Origin of the sequence: Actinomyces sp. S6-Spd3 (genome assembly GCF_000758755.1) — a bacterium.
Lineage (GTDB): Bacteria > Actinomycetota > Actinomycetes > Actinomycetales > Actinomycetaceae > Pauljensenia.
The window spans coordinates 1-930 of record NZ_JRMV01000240.1 but is presented as its reverse complement, the minus strand read 5'-3'; the positions used below and the strand labels follow the sequence as shown (position 1 = coordinate 930).

Here is a 930-nt window from a genome sequence, read left to right as displayed (position 1 = left end):
AGATCAAACAATGGATCTGGCCAAGGCTGCCGGAGAGTTGATCTCTGCCAACCTGAAGTATCCGGATGGTAATCCTGTTGAAGTGTACGTATATCCTCATACGATTGGGCGTGCAGGAGAAGCGGCTAAGTGCGACGAGCTGCTACGCACAATGAACGTCGCTGGAGAGCTTACAGTAACCTCTTGTTGGAACTACGTAACCGAAGTGATGAATGAAGATCCGCTCATCCAGCACGCAATCTGGGGATTCAACGGAACGGAACGTCCAGGAGCAGTCTTCCTAGCTGCGGCGCTAGCTGCTTATTCGCAGATCGGTATACCTGCCTTCGGAATCTACGGAAAGGATGTTCAGGATGCAGATAATACTTCTATTCCGGAGGATGTAGCGAAACAAATTTTGCAGTTCGCAAAGGCTTCTCTAGCGGTCGGCACGATTCGTGGTAAGAACTACCTGCAAATTGGTTCGCAGTGTATGGGGATTGCTGGATCCGTTGTTGATCACGACTTCGTGCGCAGCTTCTTGGGTATGGGCGTAGAGTCAGTGGACATGACTGAGCTGGCTCGTCGCATTGAACTGGGAATTTACGATCCAGAAGAGTTCAAGGTAGCTCGCGAGTTCATGGCGAATATGAACTTTGGCGAAGACCGGAACCTGCCTGAAGACATAATTTCGGAAGAAGAAGCTCAGGCTCAGCTCGACTTCTCTACCAAGATGTGGCTTATTGCCCGTGACTTGCTAGATGGTAACGAGAAGCTTGCCGACCTTGGATATGAAGAAGAGGCATCAGGTCACAACGCAATTGTTGGAGGCTTCCAAGGACAGCGACAGTGGACGGATTTCTATCCCAATGGCGATGTTATGGAAACCATGCTGAATACGTCTTTCGATTGGAACGGACCAAACCAGCCTCACGTTTTTGCTACCGAGAA

At 49.9% G+C, this 930-nt stretch carries 1 pseudogene; it reads left to right on the top strand.

Annotated features, from left to right (window positions below):
* Positions 1 to 930, top strand: a pseudogene (gene fucI, locus HMPREF1627_RS01960) (L-fucose isomerase); the annotation flags it as partial.